The 21,181-nt window shown below is 59.2% G+C and carries 18 protein-coding genes, 4 tRNA genes and 1 pseudogene; 12 read left to right on the top strand and 11 right to left on the bottom strand.

What is annotated here, in order from left to right:
* The first annotated feature begins 19 nt into the window (after positions 1–19).
* Both ACA043_RS21885 and ACA043_RS21880 read left to right on the top strand, forming a co-directional pair.
* Positions 20–826 carry a DUF4892 domain-containing protein gene (locus tag ACA043_RS21885; protein ID WP_497657913.1) on the top strand — a complete coding sequence of 269 codons (807 nt, stop codon included), beginning with the start codon at positions 20–22 and terminating at the stop codon, positions 824–826.
* 69 nt (positions 827–895) lie between these two features.
* Positions 896–1,936: an AI-2E family transporter gene (locus ACA043_RS21880; protein ID WP_187681301.1), complete on the top strand. Its 1,041-nt coding sequence runs from the start codon at positions 896–898 to the stop codon at positions 1,934–1,936.
* 271 nt (positions 1,937–2,207) lie between these two features.
* On the opposite strand, the gene ACA043_RS21875 is transcribed toward ACA043_RS21880, so the two are convergent.
* The 4 genes from ACA043_RS21875 to ACA043_RS21860 all read right to left on the bottom strand — a co-directional run bounded on the left by ACA043_RS21875 (position 2,208) and on the right by ACA043_RS21860 (position 5,665).
* On the bottom strand, positions 2,208–2,531 hold the full coding sequence (locus tag ACA043_RS21875) for a hypothetical protein (RefSeq protein WP_497657912.1): 324 nt from the start codon (positions 2,529–2,531) through the stop codon (positions 2,208–2,210).
* 374 nt (positions 2,532–2,905) lie between these two features.
* Positions 2,906–3,754, bottom strand: a complete 849-nt coding sequence (gene xopAW, locus ACA043_RS21870; RefSeq protein ID WP_497615133.1) for a XopAW family type III secretion system calcium-binding effector — start codon at positions 3,752–3,754, stop codon at positions 2,906–2,908.
* Between the two features lie 112 nt (positions 3,755–3,866).
* On the bottom strand, positions 3,867–4,916 hold the full coding sequence (locus ACA043_RS21865) for a sensor histidine kinase (protein WP_497657911.1): 1,050 nt from the start codon (positions 4,914–4,916) through the stop codon (positions 3,867–3,869).
* Positions 4,916–5,665 carry a response regulator gene (locus tag ACA043_RS21860; protein WP_187677829.1) on the bottom strand — a complete coding sequence of 250 codons (750 nt, stop codon included), beginning with the start codon at positions 5,663–5,665 and terminating at the stop codon, positions 4,916–4,918. The genes ACA043_RS21865 and ACA043_RS21860 overlap by 1 nt, the downstream gene beginning before the upstream one ends.
* 295 nt (positions 5,666–5,960) lie before the next feature.
* On the opposite strand from ACA043_RS21860, the gene pyrF reads away from it, so the two are divergent.
* The gene (gene pyrF / locus ACA043_RS21855) at positions 5,961–6,659 is read left to right on the top strand and encodes an orotidine-5'-phosphate decarboxylase (RefSeq protein WP_187677828.1); all 699 of its coding nucleotides are present in this window, start codon (positions 5,961–5,963) and stop codon (positions 6,657–6,659) included.
* A 127-nt stretch (positions 6,660–6,786) separates the two neighbouring features.
* On the opposite strand, the gene ACA043_RS21850 is transcribed toward pyrF, so the two are convergent.
* The gene (locus ACA043_RS21850; protein WP_497615131.1) at positions 6,787–7,791 is read right to left on the bottom strand and encodes an NADP-dependent oxidoreductase; all 1,005 of its coding nucleotides are present in this window, start codon (positions 7,789–7,791) and stop codon (positions 6,787–6,789) included.
* 240 nt (positions 7,792–8,031) lie between these two features.
* Here ACA043_RS21850 and ACA043_RS21845 point away from each other — a divergent pair, with 240 nt between their 5' ends.
* The 4 genes and pseudogenes from ACA043_RS21845 to ACA043_RS21830 all read left to right on the top strand — a co-directional run bounded on the left by ACA043_RS21845 (position 8,032) and on the right by ACA043_RS21830 (position 12,457).
* A complete protein-coding gene (locus tag ACA043_RS21845) occupies positions 8,032–8,793 on the top strand; it encodes an SDR family oxidoreductase (protein WP_497657910.1) in 762 nt (253 codons plus the stop codon).
* Positions 8,794–8,980: 187 nt separating this feature from the next.
* Entirely contained in the window at positions 8,981–10,381 is a 1,401-nt protein-coding gene (locus ACA043_RS21840; RefSeq protein ID WP_489878985.1) for an aminotransferase-like domain-containing protein, read from the top strand.
* A gap of 108 nt (positions 10,382–10,489) precedes the next feature.
* Positions 10,490–11,596: pseudogene (locus ACA043_RS21835) on the top strand (HAMP domain-containing protein); the annotation flags it as partial.
* Positions 11,576–12,457, top strand: a complete 882-nt coding sequence (locus tag ACA043_RS21830; RefSeq protein ID WP_401270200.1) for a methyl-accepting chemotaxis protein — start codon at positions 11,576–11,578, stop codon at positions 12,455–12,457. The pseudogene ACA043_RS21835 and the gene ACA043_RS21830, both read left to right, overlap by 21 nt.
* 579 nt (positions 12,458–13,036) lie before the next feature.
* Here the strand turns inward: ACA043_RS21830 and ACA043_RS21825 are convergent.
* Positions 13,037–13,795 carry a hypothetical protein gene (locus ACA043_RS21825; protein WP_187677823.1) on the bottom strand — a complete coding sequence of 253 codons (759 nt, stop codon included), beginning with the start codon at positions 13,793–13,795 and terminating at the stop codon, positions 13,037–13,039.
* 384 nt (positions 13,796–14,179) lie between these two features.
* Between ACA043_RS21825 and ACA043_RS21820 the strand changes: the two genes are divergently transcribed.
* The 4 genes from ACA043_RS21820 to ACA043_RS21805 all read left to right on the top strand — a co-directional run bounded on the left by ACA043_RS21820 (position 14,180) and on the right by ACA043_RS21805 (position 14,592).
* Positions 14,180–14,255 (top strand) — tRNA-Glu (locus ACA043_RS21820).
* 2 nt (positions 14,256–14,257) lie between these two features.
* Positions 14,258–14,333, top strand: a tRNA-Gly gene (locus ACA043_RS21815).
* Between the two features lie 104 nt (positions 14,334–14,437).
* A tRNA-Glu gene (locus tag ACA043_RS21810) sits at positions 14,438–14,513 on the top strand.
* 3 nt (positions 14,514–14,516) lie between these two features.
* Positions 14,517–14,592: transfer RNA gene (locus tag ACA043_RS21805), tRNA-Gly, on the top strand.
* A 164-nt stretch (positions 14,593–14,756) separates the two neighbouring features.
* On the opposite strand, the gene ACA043_RS21800 is transcribed toward ACA043_RS21805, so the two are convergent.
* From ACA043_RS21800 to ACA043_RS21790, 3 genes are all read right to left on the bottom strand, one after another.
* The gene (locus tag ACA043_RS21800; RefSeq protein WP_401270164.1) at positions 14,757–15,395 is read right to left on the bottom strand and encodes a LysE family translocator; all 639 of its coding nucleotides are present in this window, start codon (positions 15,393–15,395) and stop codon (positions 14,757–14,759) included.
* Between the two features lies 1 nt (position 15,396).
* On the bottom strand, positions 15,397–16,167 hold the full coding sequence (locus ACA043_RS21795) for a 2OG-Fe(II) oxygenase (protein ID WP_497657909.1): 771 nt from the start codon (positions 16,165–16,167) through the stop codon (positions 15,397–15,399).
* Between the two features lie 88 nt (positions 16,168–16,255).
* Positions 16,256–16,882 carry an alanyl-tRNA editing protein gene (locus tag ACA043_RS21790; RefSeq protein WP_489878987.1) on the bottom strand — a complete coding sequence of 209 codons (627 nt, stop codon included), beginning with the start codon at positions 16,880–16,882 and terminating at the stop codon, positions 16,256–16,258.
* Positions 16,883–16,972: 90 nt separating this feature from the next.
* Between ACA043_RS21790 and ACA043_RS21785 the strand changes: the two genes are divergently transcribed.
* Positions 16,973–17,971 carry a LysR family transcriptional regulator gene (locus ACA043_RS21785; protein WP_497657908.1) on the top strand — a complete coding sequence of 333 codons (999 nt, stop codon included), beginning with the start codon at positions 16,973–16,975 and terminating at the stop codon, positions 17,969–17,971.
* 65 nt (positions 17,972–18,036) lie between these two features.
* Here the strand turns inward: ACA043_RS21785 and ACA043_RS21780 are convergent, their stop codons facing one another.
* Complete coding sequence (locus ACA043_RS21780; RefSeq protein ID WP_305439164.1) at positions 18,037–18,444, bottom strand: PA2817 family protein; 408 nt, start codon at positions 18,442–18,444, stop codon at positions 18,037–18,039.
* Between the two features lie 89 nt (positions 18,445–18,533).
* Positions 18,534–20,981, bottom strand: a complete 2,448-nt coding sequence (locus ACA043_RS21775) for an acyl-CoA dehydrogenase (RefSeq protein WP_497657907.1) — start codon at positions 20,979–20,981, stop codon at positions 18,534–18,536.
* Positions 20,982–21,181 lie beyond the last annotated feature (200 nt).

Here is a 21,181-nt window from a genome sequence, read left to right as displayed (position 1 = left end):
CGATCCGATGAGCCTGACTATGCGGTCACTCAGTCTGTTGGCGCTGTGCTGTTTCAGTTCCGTTTCGTTCGCCGCCGATGTGCCCGGCAGTCAGGATTTGCAGATCGTGCCGCGTCTGGCCGATGCGCAAATCGTCGACTATCGCCCGCCCGTGGAGCTGGAGCGAATCTACCCGCTGGGCTCGATTCGCAAGATCAGCGGCCAGTTGCGCTTTGACGGCCAAGTCACTGCCCGTGGACAGACCACCTCGGTCACTTACGAGTTGCCGCCCGAACATTCCGCCACCGAAGCCTTCACCGCTGCCCGCGAGGCCCTGCAAAAGCAGGATGCCGAGTTGCTGTTCTGGTGTCAGGCGCGCGACTGTGGCGAAAGCAGTCTGTGGGCTAATGAGGTGTTCGGTAATGCCAAGCTGTATGGCTCCGACGAGCAACAGGCCTATCTGTTGCTGAGGTTGGCGGCACCGAAGGACAACACGCTGGTGGCGCTCTACAGCATCACGCGCGGCAATCGCAAAGCCTATCTGCATGTTGAACAGTTCGATGCGGGGGCGCCATTGGGCGAGTTGCTGCCGACTTCGGCGACCTTGTTGCGCCAACTCAAGAGCACCGGCGAGCTGGATTTCCCAAAACTCGTCAATGATCCGGATGACACCTGGTTGCGCTTGATTTCCCGTGGCTTGAACCTCGATACCACTCTGCGAGTCACGGTGTCCGGCCCTAAAGCCGAGGCCTGGCGCCAGGCGCTGATCAATCAGGGCGTACGCGCGGCGCGGATGGAAACCGGCAATGTCGACGGCGTTGGCCTGCGCATTGATCTGTTGCGATAAGCTCTGGCGGGCGAGCATGCGCGGCATGTTCGCCTACTCTTGGCCTGACTGACTTTTTCGAGACTTTACATGCTCAATAACGATCGACTGCTGGTGCAGATCCTGCTGCTGGTGTTGTTTGGCGCCAGCCTGTGGGTGATGGCGCCGTTCTGGTCGGCGCTTTTCTGGGGGGCAGTGCTGGCGTTTGCCAGTTGGCCGCTGATGCGTCTTTTGACTCGGCTGCTCAATGGTCGTGAGTCGCTGGCTGCCGCGATTCTGACGTTGGGTTGGATGCTGCTGGTGGCAGTGCCGCTGGTCTGGCTGGGGTTCAACCTGGCCGATCATGTACGCGATGCCACGGCGTTCATCAAGGATGTGCAGGTTGATGGTTTGCCGGAGGCGCCAGCCTGGCTGGGCGCTGTGCCGTTTGTGGGCGGGCGGCTGCTCGGGATCTGGAACAGCATCGATCAGCAGGGCGCGGCGTTGATGGTGTCGATCAAGCCTTATCTGGGGCAAGTCGGTAACTGGTTGCTGGCGCGCAGTGCGCAGATCGGCGGCGGGATTCTCGAGCTGACGTTGAGCATTGTCTTTGTGTTCTTTTTCTATCGTGACGGGCCGCGTCTGGCGGCGTTCGTGCACGGTCTGCTGGAGCGTTTGATCGGCGATCGTGCCGGGTACTACATCGAGCTGGTGGCCGGTACGGTGCAGCGGGTGGTCAACGGGGTAATCGGCACGGCGGCGGCACAGGCGGTTCTGGCGTTGATCGGGTTTTTGATTGCCGGGGTGCCGGGTGCATTGGTGTTGGGGATCGTGACTTTCCTGCTGAGTCTGATTCCGATGGGGCCACCGTTGGTCTGGGTACCGGCAACGGCTTGGCTGGCGTGGAAGGGTGAGTATGGGATGGCGGTGTTTCTCGGGATCTGGGGGACGTTCATCATCAGTGGCGTGGATAACGTGCTGAAGCCTTATCTGATCAGTCGTGGCGGGAATTTGCCGTTGGTGATTGTGTTGCTTGGGGTGTTTGGCGGGTTGATTGCGTTTGGGTTTATCGGGTTGTTTATCGGGCCTACGCTTTTGGCGGTTGCTTATAGTTTGTTGACGGATTGGAGTAAGAGTCAGGCTCGGGTTTAGGTTCGCTGTTGGGGTTTTTGATTGGGGGTATATCCGTTGCTGCGGGTGTTGCGGCTTGCGGTTCCGCCCTTACGGCGGGTCACTTTGGCAAACGCCCCAAAGTAACCAAAGGTCTTTGCCCTGACGTGCGGCCCTCGCTGTGGCTCGGGTTCCTTCGCTGCGGGATTGATCCGGGCGCATCGCCTCCGGTTTGCTTCGCTGCACCTCCTCTCGATGTGTTTGGCTTCGCCAAACGGTCGCTGCGCTCCCACCCCCGGATCAATCCCTCCACTCAGCCTTCCGACGGGCGTTTGAGATCAAGAGCTTTACTCGAGCTAACGCTCATTGTGTTGAGTGGGGCGGCATGCGCCGCGTGCGGGGTGTACTCATTTTCATGTGGGAGCTGGCTTGCCAGCGATGGCGGCCTGATAGCCGACCAGGCTCTGGTAGGTGTACTCACTCCTTTGTAGGAGCTGCCGAAGGCTGCGATCTTTTGATCTGCTTTGGCTTTGGCTTTGGCTTTGGCTTTGGCTTTGGCTTCGGCTTCGGCTTCGGCTTTGCTTTTGTTCTTGATCTTGCTCTTCAGCCCATCGGCAGGCCGAGCGTAGGTGTTCATCAGGGGGGAGGCGCGCAGCGCCGTGCGGCGAAGCCGCATACATCGAGAGGAGGTGCAGCGCAGCAAACCGGAGGCGATGCCCCCGGATGGACACCGTAGCGAGGGAACACTGAGCCTCAGCGAAGTGCCGTACGTCAGGGGGCAGCCTTTTGGGTTACCTTTTCGGCGTTTGGAAAAGGTGACCCGCCGTAAGGGCGGAACCCTAAGCAGCCGTTACCGCAGCAACGGATATGCCCCCAACCCCCAACCCCCAACCCCACACACACATGCAAGAACCGCCAAACGCCACGATCTGTTGATCTTGCTAATAATTCAAAAAGCAAAATCAAAAGATCGCAGCTTCGTTGCACTCGACAGCTCCTACAACAGGCGGGTTACGTAGCGACGTTGAGGTACTTACCCACCGGCGCCGCATTATCCAACGAGTACTGCTTGCTCAAGTTCGCAATCATGCGGTTCAGCGCTTCTGCGCTGGTCTGAGCGCTGGCGGTCTGCTCCTCATCCAGACGTTCACGTCCAGACTGCAAAGCTGCCTTCAACTCATCGCTGCTGACGCCACCGCTACTGTCGCTATCCAGAACCTTGAGCAGCGCGGCGCTGGTGTCGGTGCTGGCGGTCGAGGTGCTGTCGCTGGCCTGCAACACGCTGCTCAGTTCGGTCGCGGTTACGCTTCCGTCACCGTCGGCATCAAGCTGGCTGAACAGTTCATCGCTGTTCACTTGTGGCGGAGGCGGTGGCGGCGGGGTCAGGCTGGCGGTGAGTTCGTCCTGGCTGACGACGCCGTCTTCGTTCTTGTCCAGTGCCGAGAAGATTTCGTTGCTGTCGGCGGTGCTGCCGGCGCTGGTCAGGCCGGTGCTCAGTTCGTCGCTGCTGATGGCACCGTCGCCGTCAATGTCGAGTGCGCTGATCAGGGCGTCGGCCAGGTCGGTATTGGGCGCTTGATCTCGTGGCGGTGGGGGCGCCATGGCGGTCATTTCTTCGGCACTCAGGCTACCGCTGCCGTCGCTGTCCAGATCACCGAACTGTTTGCTCAGGTTGACCAGCAGGCCGTCATCGGATTTTTGAGACAGGGCGCTGTTCAGTTCGTCCTGATCCACCGCGCCGTCGCCGTTGCTGTCGAGTTTGGCGAACAGTTCTTTTTGCAGTTGCTGGCTGCGGGCGTTTTGCGTAGTGGTGCTGCTGGTGCTGGTATAGCTCGTGTAGTTGCTGACGCTACCGATCATCGGACTCACTCCCTGGAATGGAAAGCCGGTGGGTGTACCGGCTTATGCAGCCTCAAGGCGTAAGTTGTCGTGGGTATGTGGGGTTTGTACCGATTGGTACACAGATGTGTTCTCAGGTGCGGGGCAAACGGATGATTGCCGTCAGGCCGCCACCCGGTGTTTCTTCCAGGTTCAATTGCCCACCCAAACGCTGCGCTGCCTCGCGGGCGATGGTCATGCCCAAGCCCACGCCACCGGAATTGCGGTTGCGCGAACCTTCCAGGCGATAGAACGGTTCGAACACCGCCTCGCGCTTGTCCTCGGCAATCCCCGGCCCGTGGTCGATCACGCGGATCAGCAGTTGCTCGCGCTGATCCTGCAATTCGATGCGCGCCTGCCCGGCATAGCGCAGGGCATTGTCCATCAGGTTGTTGATACACGAACGCAGCGCCATCGGCTGCACCTGCATCGGTGCGCAATGGCCGCTGACTTGCACGTCAGCGCCTTGATCCTGAGCGTTTTCGCACAACGATTCGACCAGCGCCTGCACGTCCATCAGTTGCAGCGCTTCGCTGGTACGTTGTTCGTGCAGGTAGGTGAGGGTGGCGTCGAGCATGCCGATCATGTCGTTCAGATCCTGACGCATCTGGCTTTGCAACTTGTCGTCGCTGATGTTTTCCAGACGCAGTTTCAGGCGTGACAGCGGTGTGCGCAGATCGTGGGAGACGGCGCCGAGCATGCGTGCGCGCTGTTGAACCTGTTCGCGAATGCGATGCTGCATCAGGTTGAAGGTGTGCGCCGCTTGCCTGGCTTCGCGCGGGCCGGATTCGTCGAGCGGTGGGCTGTCGAGGTCTTCGCTGAGGCGTTCGGCCGCGTCGCTCAGGCGCTGGATCGGCCGACTCAGCAGTTTGGCGCCGTACCACGCGGCAATTATCAGCGAGACAAACTGAAACGTCAGCGGCACGATCGGCCCACCAAACCACGGGCGAGGCGGGCGTGGCGGGTATCGCGGATCCTGGGGCGGACGTTGCCCCTCGGCGTTCTGGGAAAACTCCGGTGGCGGCGGAGGCGGTGGCGGGCCGTAGAGGCGAAACCAGGTAAACGCCAACAGGTGCGCCAGGACGATCGCCGCGAACAGCATGCCAAACAGGCGGCCGAACAGCGTGTCGAAGCGCGCCCGCATCAGCCGATGTCCCTGGCGTCGAACAGGTAGCCCTCACCGCGAACGGTCTTGATCAACTGCGGGGCTTTTGGATCGTCGCCGAGTTTTTGCCGCAGGCGCGAGACCAGCAGGTCGATACTGCGGTCGAACGCTTCGATCGAGCGCCCGCGGGCGGCGTCGAGCAATTGTTCGCGGCTGAGCACTCGGCGCGGGCGTTCGATGAAAACCCAAAGCAAACGGAATTCGGCGTTGGACAGGGGCACCACAAGGCCGTTGTCGGCGATCAGTTGGCGCAGGACGCTGTTCAGGCGCCAGTTGTCGAAGCGGATGTTCGCCCGCTGTTCGGTGCGATCATCGCGTACGCGGCGCAGAATGGTCTGGATCCGCGCCACCAGTTCACGCGGTTCAAACGGTTTGGCCATATAGTCATCAGCGCCCAGTTCCAGGCCGATGATGCGGTCAGTGGGCTCGCAGCGGGCGGTGAGCATCAGGATCGGGATGTCCGATTCGGCGCGTAGCCAGCGGCACAGCGACAAGCCGTCTTCGCCTGGCAGCATCAGATCCAGCACCACCACATCAAAATGTTCGGCCTGCATCGCCTGGCGCATCGCCGCGCCGTCGGTGACGCCGCTGGCGTGAATGTTGAAACGGGCGAGGTAGTCGATCATCAACTCGCGGATCGGCACGTCATCGTCGACGATCAGGGCCCGGATGCTCCAGCGCTTGTCGTCTTTTTGCTCATCATTCACGGTGGTTTGGTTGTTGTGCATGGGGCTGTTTATCTGCCAGTAGGCCGCCAACCACAAAGATGGGCTGCGAGGTGGTGGTTTCAGCATAGGCGTCCGGCCGTGGGGCGGGAAGTGCTGATGTAAGGACGTGTTGCGGCTGGCGAGGCTAGCGCGGGTGCTTGTTGGTGGCGTGTCGGTTGTGTATCGGAGTCGACACAATAGCAGCGAGCGCTATGCTGATCACGGTTGGCGCGACGAATTACCGATCATCGGGTGCCGCGCCGCCGCCGGTTCCGCTACAATGCGCGCCGATTTCGACCTGCCTGAGAGCCCATCCATGTCCGTCTGCCAGACTCCTATCATCGTCGCCCTGGATTTCCCCACCCGTGACGCCGCACTGAAGCTGGCCGACCAGTTGGACCCGAAACTGTGCCGGGTCAAAGTGGGCAAGGAACTGTTCACCAGTTGCGCCGCGGAAATCGTCGGCACCCTGCGTGACAAGGGTTTTGAAGTGTTTCTTGACCTGAAATTCCACGACATCCCGAACACCACGGCGATGGCCGTCAAAGCCGCTGCCGAGATGGGTGTGTGGATGGTCAACGTGCATTGCTCCGGTGGCATGCGCATGATGGCTGCCTGCCGTGAAGAGCTGGACAAGCGCAGTGGCCCGCAACCGCTGCTGATCGGCGTGACGGTGCTGACCAGCATGGAGCGCGAGGATCTGGCCGGTATCGGTCTGGATATCGAACCGCAGGAGCAGGTATTGCGTCTGGCGGCACTGGCCGAGAAGGCCGGGATGGACGGACTGGTGTGCTCGGCACTGGAAGCCCAGGCCCTGAAAACCGCACATCCGTCGCTGCAACTGGTGACCCCGGGGATTCGTCCGGCGGGCAGCGCGCAGGACGACCAGCGTCGCATTCTGACCCCGCGTCAGGCGCTGGATGCCGGTTCCGATTACCTGGTGATCGGCCGCCCGATTAGCCAGGCGGCGGATCCGGCCAAGGCGTTGGCCTCCGTAGTGGCCGAAATCGCCTGAAAGCCCGAACGCAAAACCCTGTAGGAGCTGGCGCAGCCTGCGATCTTTTGATCTTGCCCGTGTTTTTTGAATAGGCCGGTATCGCCAAAAGATCGCAGCCTTCGGCAGCTCCTACAGTGGTTGTGAGTTAAACCTTCAACACCAACTTGCCAAAGTTCTCACCGCTGAACAGTTTCATCAGCGTCTCCGGGAATGTCTCCAGTCCTTCGACGATGTCTTCCTTGCTCTTGAGCTGCCCCTTGGCCATCCACCCGGCCATTTCCTGCGCGGCACTCGCGTACTGCGCCGCATAGTCCATCACCACAAAACCCTCCATGCGCGCACGATTGACCAACAACGACAAATAGTTGGCCGGGCCTTTTACCGCCTCTTTATTGTTGTACTGGCTGATGGCGCCGCAGATCACCACCCGCGCTTTCGGGGCCAGGCGACTCAGCACCGCATCGAGAATGTCGCCGCCAACGTTATCGAAATACACGTCCACACCTTTCGGACATTCACGCTTGAGCCCGGCCAGCACGTCTTCGTTTTTGTAGTCGATGGCGCCGTCAAAGCCCAGTTCATCTATCAGGTATTTGCTCTTGTCGGCACCGCCGGCAATGCCGATCACCCGGCAGCCTTTGATCTTGGCGATCTGCCCGGCGATGCTGCCCACCGCACCGGCCGCGCCGGAAAGCACCACGGTGTCACCAGCCTTCGGTGCACCGACGTCGAGTAAGGCGAAGTACGCGGTCATGCCGGTCATGCCCAGCGCGGACAAATACACCGGCAACGGCGCCAGTTTCGGATCGACCTTGTAGAAACCTCGCGGCTCGCCGAGGAAATAATCCTGCACGCCGATCGCGCCGTTGACGTAGTCCCCGACCGCGAACCCCGAATTGTTCGAAGCGATGACTTTGCCGACGCCCAAGGCGCGCATGACTTCACCGATGCCGACCGGCGGGATGTAGGACTTGCCTTCATTCATCCAGCCACGCATGGCCGGGTCGAGGGACAGGTATTCGTTCTTCACCAGTATCTGTCCCGCCGCCGGTTCGCCCACCGGTACTTCCTGATAAGTGAAAGTCTCGCGAGTCGCAGCACCCACCGGGCGTTTGGCGAGCAGGAACTGGCGATTGGTCTGGTTGGTCATGGCAGGCACTCGAGCTGAATGAAGCCTTGTTGATAGACCTTCAGCGGCGATGTCGCAAGGTTGGCTGATGCGGCGAATGCATTCCAATCCAGTGCAGTGATAGTTATTGGTGGGGTTCTATCACTGCGGCGCATGGGGGCATAAACAGCCTTCTGATAGTGCTGACGTCCGTCCACGCCCAATGGCTATGCTGCAAATCTCCAACTCTCTCCCTGCATCATTCCCTTCGAGGACATAACAATGAGCATGACGTTTTCCGGTCAGGTTGCTGTAGTCACCGGAGCCGCCAACGGCATCGGCCGAGCGACCGCCCAGGCATTCGCCGCCGAAGGCTTGAAAGTGGTGGTGGCCGATCTGGACGCGGCCGGGGGCGAGGGCACGGTGGCGCTGATTCGTACAGCCGGTGGCGAAGCGACTTTCGTGCGTTGCAACGTTACCGTCGAAAGCGAAGTAAAAGATCTGATGGACGAGGTGATCAATACCTACGGCCGTCTCGACTATGCCTTCAATAATGCCGGTATCGAAATCGAGAAAGGCAAACTGGCCGAAAGCTCGATGGATGAGTTCGACGCCATCATCGGCGTCAACGTCAAAGGCGTCTGGCTGTGCATGAAGTATCAATTGCCGCTGTTGCTGGCGCAGGGCGGCGGGGCGATCGTCAACACCGCATCGGTGGCGGGGCTCGGGGCGGCGCCGAAGATGAGTATTTACGCGGCGTCGAAACACGCGGTGATCGGTCTGACCAAGTCGGCCGCCATCGAGTACGCGAAAAAGAAAATCCGCGTCAATGCGGTGTGCCCGGCGGTAATCGACACTGACATGTTCCGCCGTGCCTACGAGGCCGATCCGAAGAAGGGCGAGTTCGCCAACGCGATGCACCCGGTAGGCCGCATCGGCAAGGTCGAGGAAATTGCCAGTGCAGTGTTGTACCTGTGCAGCGACGGCGCGGCATTCACCACCGGACATTCGCTGGCCGTGGATGGCGGCGTGACCGCGTTCTGAAAGGTTGCTGCTGAACAAAGCCCGCATTCGTGCGGGCTTTTTTTGCGCCGCTTTCAGTTCCCTTAAACGGCTAAACAATGTGTATCAAAGGATTAGATCGGTCGCTTTTGGCGGCGTTGTCGCACAGCCTGTGCGACGTGGCTGTGATTTACTGCCGCCAGCAAAACGGACAGGAGTTTGCTTGCTCATGGAATTGAGAATTGATCGACAGGCAATGGTGCCGGTCGTGCAGCAGATTGTTGACGGACTGACTGACTGGATACTGCAAAGCGGAGTACCACCGGCCACCCGTTTGCCCTCCGTTCGGCAGATCGCCCGGGGCAATCTGCTCAGCCAGTCGTGTGTTGTCGAGGCTTGTGAGCGGTTGGTGTCGCAGGGCGTTCTGAGCACGCGTCAGGGTGCTGGTTTTATCGTGGCAGCGTCGCCTTCCAGGGAGGGCGCGGAGGACGAGTTGCTGTCAATCGAGGGGCGACATGCCTGGTGCGATGCGGTGTGCGGCGCAACAAGCGGATTGAAACTCGGTGGTGGTGGTTTGCCGGAGAGCTGGCGCGAGCCCGACGATCTCAGCTACGCATTGCGTGAAGTGGCGCGTACCGACATGGCCAGTCTGTTCAACTACAGCACGCCACTGGGCCTCGCGGCGTTGCGCGAGCAGATCGTCAAACGCCTCAAGCTATTCAGTATCGAGGCCCGCAGCACGCAGTTGTTGAGCACATGTGGTGCCAGCCACGCGCTGGATCTGATCGTCCGTACGTTGTTCAAGGCCGGCGACTGCGTGGTGGTCGAGACGCCCGGTTATGCGCCGCTGTTCGACCTTTTGCGCCTGCATGGCGTGCGCATGCTCGAAGTGCGTCGTACGCCCAGCGGGCCGGATCTCGAGGCGCTCGAGGTTTTGCTGCAACAGTTTCAGCCCGGCGCATTCTTCATCAACAGCCATCATCACAATCCCACCGGCAGTTGCCTGACGCCGGCGGTGGCTCAGCGGGTCATGCAACTGAGCAAACTCTACGATGTGCGCCTGATCGAAGACGATGTCTACGCTGACTTGCACACGGGTAACGGTGCGCGTCTGGCCGCACTGGATGACGATGGGCGTGTCATCTATGTGGGCAGTTTTTCCAAGACACTGAGTAGTTCGTTGCGGGTCGGTTTTGTGAAGGCCGACAGTAAGCTGATTGAGCGGCTGGCTCAGGTGAAGATGATCAGTGGCCTGGGAGGCTCGAGGTTTTCCGAGGCGGTGTTGACCAGCCTGTTGGCGACGGGTGCTTACCGCAAACTCGTAAACCGTCAGCGGCAGCGCCTGAATGCCGATCGCGCCGCCGCGCTGCAGGCGCTGGAGGACGCCGACTGGGAAGTATTCGGCAAGCCGACTGGCGGGTTGTTCATCTGGGCTCGTTCACGAATGACCGATCAGGCACAGGTGTATCAGTTGGCTCAACGTTGCGGCGTATTGCTGTCGACCCCTGATGCCTTCAGTCCCAATGGCGAAGCCGGCGATTGGCTGCGCATCAACGTGGCTTACGCCTGCGATCCGCGTGCCCGACAGTTTTTTCGCAATACCCGTTCGGATCGACCTCAAGTGTTCTGAAAACGACGCAGGCGTAGCTTTTTGCCATTATTCCGACGCCAGAGACTTGTGCTGGTTCATGGCCATTGCGACTCTTCGTCAACAGACTTTGGCAGGGGACTACGCGCAATGATTTCAGCCGTGCAAGGACGTTTTGCCAACCTCGGTATGGCGAAAAAACTGGGTATCGGGTTTGTGCTGGTTTTGCTGCTGACCGCGCTGGTGGCGGCCATTGGCGTCTGGTCCCTGCAAACCATCAGTCTGCGCTTCGACGGGCTGAAACAGATGTCCTCGCTCAATAGCAGCCTGCTCAAGGTTCGTCTGCTTGAGCAGGAATACGCCTTACGCGGTAACCCGAAAACCGCCGATGCCTTGCGCGAAGGCGTGGATGGTTTGATGGCTCAGGCCAACGCGCTCAAGGCACAATCGCCGGCCAACGTCCCGGTAATGACCGATGTCGAGCAATCGCTGGGTGCCTATCGCAAGTCGTTCGATGAGTTCGTCTCGTTGACCCAGGCCAAGGATCTGGCTTTGGAAATGGCCAGTTGGTCGGTCTCCAGTGTGGCCAACAACCTCGACGTGTTGCAGGCCGGGTTGGCCGATGACGGTGCGTATACCTTGAAGGACAGCGAGGGTAAGGACGGTGCGCAGTTCATCGAGCAGGCCAATCAGGTCAGTCAGGTGTCGAGGCTGATGCTGCAAGCGATGAATGAGGCGCGGATTCGTCTGGATCAAAGCCGCAAGGGCGATACCGACAGTGCGGGCAAGGGCAATATCGAACAGGCCGCCCAGGCACAGACTCAAGCCGAAGAGTTGAAATCCATGGTCAAGGATGAGGGTTATCTGACGGTGCTTAATGAGGTCTCCGGGCATATCGCCGGCTTCAACGACAAACTGGCCGAGTACACCGGGTTGCTGGATCAGGAAAAGACGGTGTACGAACAATTGCACCAGCGTGCTGCGCAAGTGGTGAAAAGGGTGGATCAGGCTTACGTTGCCGAAGACGCAGCCATGCAGGCGGAACTGAAAAAGAATTCGGTGTTGATTGTGGGCTCTTCGGCGCTGGCACTGCTGGTCGGGTTGATTGCGGCGTGGGTGATTACTCGACTGATCGTCGCACCGTTACGCAGTGTGATCACTGTTGCGCAGCGGATTGCGGCCGGGGATCTGAGCGCGACTGTCGAGGTGACCCGGCGTGACGAGATTGGCCAGTTGATGTTGGCGATGCAGCAGATGGGCGCAGGCCTCAGCACTATTGTCAGCGGCTTGCAGGCCGGTATCGAGCAACTGGCCAGTTCTGCGCAATCACTGTCGGCAGTGACCGAACAGACCAATCTTGAGGTCAGCAGTCAGAAGGAGGAAACCGAGCAGGTGGCCACGGCGATGAATCAGATGACCGCCACCGTCCACGATGTTGCGCGCAACGCTGAAGAGGCGGCGTTGGCGGCGCAGACTGCGGACGACAAGGTCGAGAGCGGTCAGCAGGTGGTGCGCCAGAGCATGGCACGGATCGAACAGCTGGCGGATTCGGCGACGTCGGCCAGTTCCAGCATCGAGAGCCTCAGTGCTGAAATCCAGAATATCGGTACGGTGCTGGAGGTGATCAAAAGCGTGGCCGAGCAGACCAATCTGTTGGCGTTGAATGCGGCGATCGAGGCGGCGCGGGCAGGGGAGCAGGGCAGGGGCTTTGCTGTGGTGGCGGATGAGGTTCGTGCGCTGGCCAGACGCACGCAACAATCGACCGAGGAGATCGAGCGGTTGGTCAGTGCGTTGCGCTCAGCGGCGCATTCGTCGGTGCAGCAGATTCAGAGCAGTGGTGAGTTGGTGAAGTTGGCGGTGAGTGATGCGTTGCAGACGGAAAGTGCGTTGGGGAGTATTGCGGCGGCGGTTTCGTTGATTCAGCAGATGAATCAGCAGATTGCGGCGGCTGCCGAGGAGCAGAGTTCGGTGGCCGAGGAGATTAATCGCAGTGTGACGAGTATTCGCGCGAGTGCGGATCAGTCTTCGATTGCGATGCGCGGGAATGCGGCTTCGAGTATTGAGCTGGCGCAGTTGGGGGGGGAGTTGCGGGGGATGGTTGGGCATTTTCGGCTTTGAGCCTTGGCGGCCTTAGGGCCGACCAGGTTCATGGTTTTTTGTGAATATCCGTTTTTTGTGGTGTTGCGGATTACGGTTCCGCCCTTACGGCGGGTCACCTTTTCCAAACGCCGAAAAGGTAACCCAAAAGGCTTTACCCTGACGTTCGGCCCTCGCTGTGGCTCGGGTTCCTTCGCTACGGGATTGATCCGGGCGCATCGCCTCCGGTTTGCTGCGCTGCACCTCCTCTCGATGTGTTTGGCTTCGCCAAACGGTCGCTGCGCTCCCACCCCCGGATCAATCCCTCCACTCAGCCTTCCGACGGGCTTTAAGATCAAAAGCTGCACTCGAGCTAACGCTCATTGTGTTGAGTGGGGCGGCTTTGCCGCATGGGGCGCACACAAATTGAAACTGTAGGAGCCAGCCTGCTGGCGATGGCGGCCTTACAGCCGACCGGTCTCTGGCAGGGGGCATGCAGTTCACTGTAGGAGCGAGCCTGCTCGCGAACCGGTTTATCAAACAACCCATCTCTTTCAGTCTTCCCCAATCAAGAGCCACAAAAAAGCCACCTCTCGGTGGCTTCTCTTTCAGCATCTTTGATCAGTCGTAGATCGCTTTCTTCTTCCAGTCTGCATCGGCTTCAACATCTTTGAGCCCTGCAGTCAGTTGGTTTTCTTCACCTTCAACCGGTGCAATCTTGTCCATGACCTGGGCGTTGGCGCGGGCCAGCAGTTTTTCCAGGTATTGAAGTTGTTCGGAATAGATTTGCGGGTCCTGCTGTTTGCGCAGGTATTGCACGCCGCGTTCGAAAGCGAGGCGGGCCTGGCCGGGCTGGTTTTGTTGCAGGGACTGCTGGCCGAGGTTGTTGAAGAACTCGATGTGCAGCAGGACCAGAATGTGGCGGACTTCACGCACCCAGTGTTTGGCTTCGTTCGGCGGCAGGAAGCCGTCGTGCGCGGCGCGGGTGATCTGGCCGTGGAGGGCTTCGAGCAGGAAGCGTACATCTTTGGCTTTGGCTTCGGTCAGGATCGGCGCCGGCGGATTGTTGACCGGGATCGATTCGCCCTGGGCCACCAGCGCGTTGAGTTCGGTGATGCGTGCTTTGGTTGTAGCGCTGGTTTTTTCCAGGTTCAGCAGACGCTGGCAGACGTTCAGTTCCAGTCGGGTCAGCAGCAGCTTGAGTGCCGGGGTCATGAACTGGCCGGGGAAGGTCTCGGTCAGTTCGCCGCAGCGGCGCAGGCGGTCGTTGAGTTCGACCTTGGTACGGATCTTCTCTACCTTGTTGTTTTCCACCACATGGTTCATGTAGCCAATGGCGATCAGAATTGCGATCCCGGCTATGACAAGCAGGGTGATCATGAGTGGTGTCACCGGTAAGACCTCTTTATAGGATTCGCATGCGAGTGTAGTGGCTGGGCATTTGTGCGCCTAGCGCCGCTCGACGAGTTGGATCGGTTGGTTCAATCTGTATCGGCCGCGCACTGCTTATATGAATGCTGGCGCTTAATGTTCAAATTGCCATCACTGTGTTGCGGACTATAGCGTCTTGGCGAGTGTCGGAATATAGGCGTCAAACCTCAAGCGACGGAAAAGCTTGCGAGGGCCCTTAAAGCAGGTCGAAGTCATTGATTTAAATAAATTTATATCAGGGGGTTGACGACCTCCCAATCCATCCATAGAATGCGCGCCACTTACAGCGTAAAGCACACAGCGAAACGCGGTAGGGAGTGAATGTTGTAGCGTGTCCCCTTCGTCTAGTGGCCTAGGACACCGCCCTTTCACGGCGGTAACAGGGGTTCGAGTCCCCTAGGGGACGCCAATGCGGGAATAGCTCAGTTGGTAGAGCACGACCTTGCCAAGGTCGGGGTCGCGAGTTCGAGTCTCGTTTCCCGCTCCATTTTTAAACAGCACTGCTTTAGGGCGGGGCTGAGTGAAACCAGAACCAAGTCTTCGGACGCGGATCTGGACACCGAAACACACACCATGTGTTCCGGGTAGCGTGTCCCCTTCGTCTAGTGGCCTAGGACACCGCCCTTTCACGGCGGTAACAGGGGTTCGAGTCCCCTAGGGGACGCCATTTGCGGGAATAGCTCAGTTGGTAGAGCACGACCTTGCCAAGGTCGGGGTCGCGAGTTCGAGTCTCGTTTCCCGCTCCAATTTCACAAAAACGCCGCTCATTCATGAGCGGCGTTTTTGTTTGTGCGTTTTTTGTATTTTCCCTGCCCGTTTCATCCATAGCAGTCGGCTCAGGTTCGTGGCTGTCAGTTGAAAAAAAGGCCCGCCGATGAAAATCGGCGGGCCTTTTGCTTTGTGGGGAAAATTACCAGGACATCATCAATCGACCGGCAAACAGAATCAGCACGACGCCCATGGTGCGCTCGAACCAATGGCCCATGCGCATGAACAGCAAGCGCACTTTGTTGCTGGAGAAAAACAGCGCAACGATCACGAACCACAACGCGTTTACAAAACACATCCACAAGCCATAGAGCGCCTGGATTTGCAGCGGCGTATTGGCGCTGATGATCGTGGTGAAGATAGCCAGGAAAAACAGTGTGGCTTTGGGGTTGGTGGCATTGGTCAGAAAACCGGTACTGAAGGCCTTGAACAGGGTTTGCTCGACGATCGGTTCGTCTTTGTTTTTATCCCCTTCAAGTGTCGATTTCGGTTTGCTGCGCAGCAGGCTGACACCCAGGTACAAGATGTAAGCGCCACCAATCACCTTGGCGACAGTCAACAACCACGGCGTTGTATGCATCAAGGCGCCGACGCCCAGCAGGGTGTAGAGCACGTGCACGGAAATGCCCGCGCCGATGCCCAGCGCCGTGCAAATACCCACAATTCGGCCAAAACGCACACTCTGGCGAATGGTCACGGCGAAGTCAGGGCCAGGAGCGACCACAGCCAAAAAGTGAATGGTGGCCAGCGCCAGAAACTCGCCCAGGTAATTCGATAACATCTCAGCTCCAGAAGGTCAGGGGTGAAGCATTGCCGCGATAGCCGACAAAGAAGGAAAGGCTCAAGCGCGGATCCGCCACACCTGGCGTCACCGAGTGCATGCAGCGCGAATTGAACATGATGAAATCGCCGGGCTCGGGCCGCACTTCAAGGGTCGGCGGGCCAAGCAGTGCGGGGTCGATGCCGTAACTGTCGCCGCGCATTTCGTCGAACTGATCGGGAGAAATGTCGTCGTCCCACATTTGCAATGCGCCGCCCTCGGTCGGCATGTTCAAGTAAACGTTGCAGGCAAATTGCGCTTCGAGGCTGCGGGCCTGAAAGCTCTCCGGTGCGTCCTTGGCGAAAATGTCGTGATGGGCAAGGAAGCACACGCCCGGCTTCACCACCCGCGACAGGCCGATATACATCTTGCGACCGTAGAGGTTTTCCAGATGGGCACCGGCCGGCCAGGATTCGTCGAGCATGCAGCGCAAGGTGTCGACCGGCGAGGAATAGGGCGCACAGCGATTACGCAATTCAGCGATGTTGCTGGTGGCGCGTTCGAAGTAATCCTCGATCAACAGCGGTTGGTTTTCTGCCTCGTAAAACGCCATGCCGATGCGGCCGATACTCGGTGCGTTGATGTAGCCCTCAAAGCCTGGAGCGAGAATCTTGTCGCCAATCTGGATCGCCAGCGGCTCGGGCAAAAAGCCTTTGACGCGGATGGCGAGGACTTCTTCGTTGGCCAGTTTTTTTATGCACGTCTCATCGAGACGCTCGACGTCTAGCATCATTTTTTTAGGTCCATCTATCGATAGTCAACGGAACCGGCGAGTGCGGTTCCCCGGCGCCGGACGCTGCGCAGGGCAGCGTCCGAAATGCTCAATCCACGCTGTAGTGGACGGACAACGTGCCTTTCTTCTGCGAAAGGGACGCGATCGTGACTGTGCCCAGATCCTTCAGGCTGCGTACATGGGTGCCACCGCAGCCATAGGCCGGCAGTTCACCAAAACCGATTTCCCGCGCGCCTTCGCGCAGCGAGGTCAGGCGCGGCAGATCGTCTTCGATCCACTGGCCGATGCCGTGTTGAACGGTTTGTGCATCAACTTCTTGAGCCGCATCGCCCGGCTTGAATTGCACCCGGCCCTCATCCGGCCAGTGGTGCGCCTTGATTGGCATCCAGCCCATGGCCTGGACGAAATGCCCGATCAGGTGCCCGGCCGAATGCATGCGCGTGTTGAAGCAGCGGCGTTGTTCATCGACCCGGATACAGGTCATGCCAAGTTTTACCGGTCGGTCGACAAAATGAATGATCCGGTCCGGTTCCTGTACGACGCGCAGCACCTGGCTTTCGCCAATCCAGCCGGTGTCGCAGGGTTGGCCGCCACCTTGCGGGTGAAACAGAGTGGCGCGCAGCACTACGGCAAATTCGTTCTCGTAGGGCGTGCAGTCGAGGACTTCCACATTGGCCTTGAGGTCATCACTATGGAAAAAGAGGCGAAGCGTCATATTCCATGCCCTTATTAAAGTTTCTATTTTTATTATATGAATCGTGCAATAACGTGATAATCCGTTCAAACATCAAAGGACTTGTGCGCTGTGAGCATCAATCTTCCCTTGCCATTGCTCGGCGAAATGGCGATTTTCGTCAAGGTCGTGGAGACCGGCAGCTTTTCTGAAGCGGCTCGCCAACTGGGTTCGTCGCCGTCGGCGATCAGTCGCAGTATTTCGCGACTGGAAAAGGCCTTGGCCACTCGCTTGTTGCAGCGCACTACTCGCAAGTTGCGCCTGAGTGATGGCGGGGAAGAGGTGTTCAAACGCTGTCAGGAGATGGTCAGCGCTGCCAAGTCAGTGATGGAAATCAGCGGGCAATTCACTCATGAAGCCGAGGGCCTGGTGCGGGTCAGCGTGCCGAAGGCGGTGGGGCGTTTTGTCATTCATCCACACATGCCCGAGTTTTTGCGGCGTTATCCCAAGGTTGATGTGGAGTTGCTGCTGGAGGATAGGCAAGTCGATCTGATTGACGACCATGTCGACCTGGCGATTCGAATTACTGATCGGCCGCCAGCCGGGTTGGTCGGGCGGCAGTTGCTGACCATTGATCATTTGCTCTGCGCCACTCCGCAATATCTGGCCGAACACGGCACGCCGACGCATCCTCATGATTTGCTCAATCACAGCTGCATTTATCTGGGCGAAACCCCGAGTGATGCGCGCTGGAAATTCAAGAAAGGCAGCAAAGCGGTGACGGTTGGTGTGCGTGGTCGATATGCCGCCAACCACACTGGCGTGCGCCTGGGGGCGGTGTTACAGCACATCGGCATTGGCAGCCTGCCGTATTTCACTGCGCGTTATGCGCTGGAGCAAAAGTTGGTGGTGCAGGTGCTGCCGGACTGGACGTTCCTGGCTTCCTACCACGGTGGTCTGTGGCTGCTGCATTCGCCTACGCGCTACTTGCCGCCAAAACTGCGGGTGTTTATCGATTATCTGGTGGAGTGTCTGGACAAAGAGCCGACCTTGAGCAAACCGGGAAAGGCAGGCAATACCAGTAATGCAGCGATGGCCTACGAGCTGCCGGAGAGCGAGGGATTGCTTTAAAAGCTGAAGATCAAAAAAAGGCCCGCATGAATGGTCATGCGGGCCTTTTCATTACTCGATGAGTATCAGTGCTTGCTGTCCTGAGCGGACATCGCCAACAGCTGCTTTTCCTGGTTCCAGTCGAACGGCTCATCGTTCTGTTCAGCTTCAAAGCGACGTTCTTCCAGCGCCTGATACATGTCGATTTCTTCATCGGCCAGGTAGTGCAGGCAGTCGCCGGCGAAGAACCACAGCAGATCCCGCGGGATCAAGTGGGCAATTTGCGGGTAACGGGTAATCACTTGAGTCAGGATGTCCTGGCCCAGGTATTGGCTTTCGATCGGATCGATCGGCAATGACGCCAGCAGTTCGTCGAAGCGCTCCAGGAACAAGGCATGGCTTTCTTCGGGAACCTGTTCGGCCTCACCTACGGCGACCAGGATACTGCGCAGGTGGTCGAGCAAAACAAGATGATCGGCAACGACGTTGGACACGAGATAAGTCCTCAAGAGCAAAACGGACGCGGGAGTATAAAGCGCCCGCGCCCATTTTTCACAAATAAACAGCTATACGCTGGAAGGGATCAGCGGACTTTCCCCTCAGCCAGCGTCAGCTCCTCTTTGTCGAAGTCATCGACGTCGATCACCTTGCGCCGCGCCGCTTCGGCATCGCGCAAGCTCTGCGCTTCCACCGGTTGCAACACGCCGGCCTCCAACGCCGCATCGATAGCATGTTCGCCTGCGGCCGTTTTGACCTGACCGCTTTTCAGCGACGTGTGCAGTTTTTTATGCAGCGGTTGCGCGGCGTGCAGCAAGTCGCTGGCGTGCTGCAGGGCACCCACTGCATCGTTTGCCGATTGCGGGCGATAGCAGCCGGCAAGCAGTTCTTCCAGTGCCGGATCACCCTTGGCACGGCCAATGACACCTGCGACCTCGGCACCGAGTTTGTCCGACGGACCTTTGTGACGACGACCGAACGGGAACACGATGACCCGCAATACACAGCCGAAGACTTTGTTCGGGAAGTTTCTCAGCAGTTCATCCAGTGCGCGTTCCGACTGGCCGAGGCTTTCTTCCATCGCCCAGCGGAACAGCGGCTCCATGTAAGCCGGCGAATCCAGATCGTGATATCGCTTGAGCGCGGCGGAGGCCAGATACAGGTTGCTCAATACATCGCCCAGACGTGCCGACAAGCGTTCGCGACGTTTCAGTTCGCCACCCAGCAACATCATGCTGAAGTCGGCCAGCATCGCGAACGCCGCGGCCTGACGATTGAGTGCGCGGAAGTAGCCTTGGCTGATTTTGTCCCCCGGCGCGTGTTCGAAGTGGCCGATACCCAGGTTCAGCACCAGCGTGCTGGCGGCATTGCTCACGGCGAACCCGATGTGTTTGAGCAGCAGGCCGTCGAACTCTTTCAGCGCCTGATCCTTGTCCTCGCGACCGGCGAGGGCCATTTCCTTGAGCACGAACGGATGGCAGCGAATCGCGCCCTGACCGAAGATCATCAGGTTGCGCGACAGAATGTTCGCACCTTCCACGGTGATGAAAATCGGCGCACCGTTCCAGCTGCGCCCAAGGTAGTTGTTCGGGCCCATGATGATCGCCTTGCCACCGTGCACATCCATGGCGTGGCTGATGCACTCGCGACCGCGTTCGGTGAGGTGGTACTTGAGGATCGCCGACAGCACCGACGGTTTCTCGCCCAGATCCACCGCGTTGGCGGTGAGCATGCGTGCGGCGTCCATCATCCAGGCGTTGCCGCCGATACGCGCCATCGCCTCTTGAATACCTTCGAAGGCCGACAGCGGCACATTGAACTGCTCGCGAATCTGCGCATATTGCCCGGTCACCAGACTGGTGAACTTGGCCGCGCCGGTGCCGACCGCCGGGAGCGAGATCGAACGCCCGACCGACAGGCAGTTCATCAGCATCATCCAGCCTTTGCCGAGCATCTCCTGACCACCGATGAGGAAGTCCAGCGGGATGAACACGTCTTTGCCCGAGTTCGGGCCGTTCATGAACGCAGCGCCCAGCGGCAGGTGCCGACGGCCGATTTCCACGCCCGCGGTATCAGTCGGAATCAGCGCCAGGCTGATACCGAGGTCTTCCTTGTCGCCCAGCAGGTGATCCGGGTCATACGCTTTGAAGGCCAGGCCGAGCAGGGTGGCCACCGGGCCGAGGGTGATGTAGCGCTTTTCCCAGTTCAGACGCAGGCCAAGGACTTCCTGACCCTCCCACTGACCTTTGCAGATGATCCCGGTGTCGGGCATTGCGCCGGCGTCCGAACCAGCGAGCGGGCCGGTGAGGGCGAAGCACGGGATGTCATCGCCACGGGCGAGCCGCGGCAGATAGTGATTGCGTTGCTCGTCAGTGCCGTAATGCAGCAGCAATTCGGCTGGGCCTAGCGAGTTGGGCACCATGACCGTGGACGCGAGATCGCCGCTGCGGGTGGCGAGTTTCATCGCTACTTGGGAGTGAGCGTAGGCGGAGAAGCCTTTACCGCCGAATTCCTTGGGAATGATCAGGGCGAAGAAGCCGTGTTCCTTGATGTGCGTCCACGCTTCTGGGGGCAGATCCATCGACTGGCCGATCTGCCAGTCAGTGACCATCGCACAGAGTTCTTCGGTCGGGCCGTCGATAAAGGCCTGCTCTTCTTCGCTCAATTGCACCTTGGGATAGGACAGCAGTTTGTCCCAGTCCGGACGGCCGCTGAACAGTTCACCGTCCCACCAGACCGTGCCGGCATCGATCGCGTCGCGTTCGGTCTGCGACATCGGCGGCAGGGTTTTCTGGAACCAGTTGAACAGCGGCGCAGTGAAGTGTTTACGACGCAGGTCGGGCAGCAGCAGCGGCGCGGCAACCACCGCCAGGACGACCCAGAACACCAGCAGCAGCCAGCCCGGCGCGTGACTGAAAATCCCCATTGCCAGCAGGTAGACGGCAACGATGCCCAACGCGGGCAGCGGGGCGATGCGCCGGTGGGCGAGATACGCCACGCCAACGATCAAAACCAGTATCCACAACAACAGCATATTTCAGTCCTCCGTGAACCAAGGCAAATCGACCCTCCAGAGCTTAGACGGCATCTGCAAAAGCGGGTGGTCAGAGCAAGGTGATTGAAATCGTGGGAAACCCCGGACGGTTTTCGTAGGTTCGGTGGGCAACGCGTGTGGGAAATCGTTCGCCAGTCCCGCGTCTTTGCGTCCAAGTTTGGCCGAAACGTCGTTATCTC

This window comes from Pseudomonas sp. LBUM1648 (assembly GCF_059716145.1).
Note: the sequence above shows the minus strand (reverse complement) of the source record. Positions and strands in the feature narration are given on the sequence as shown.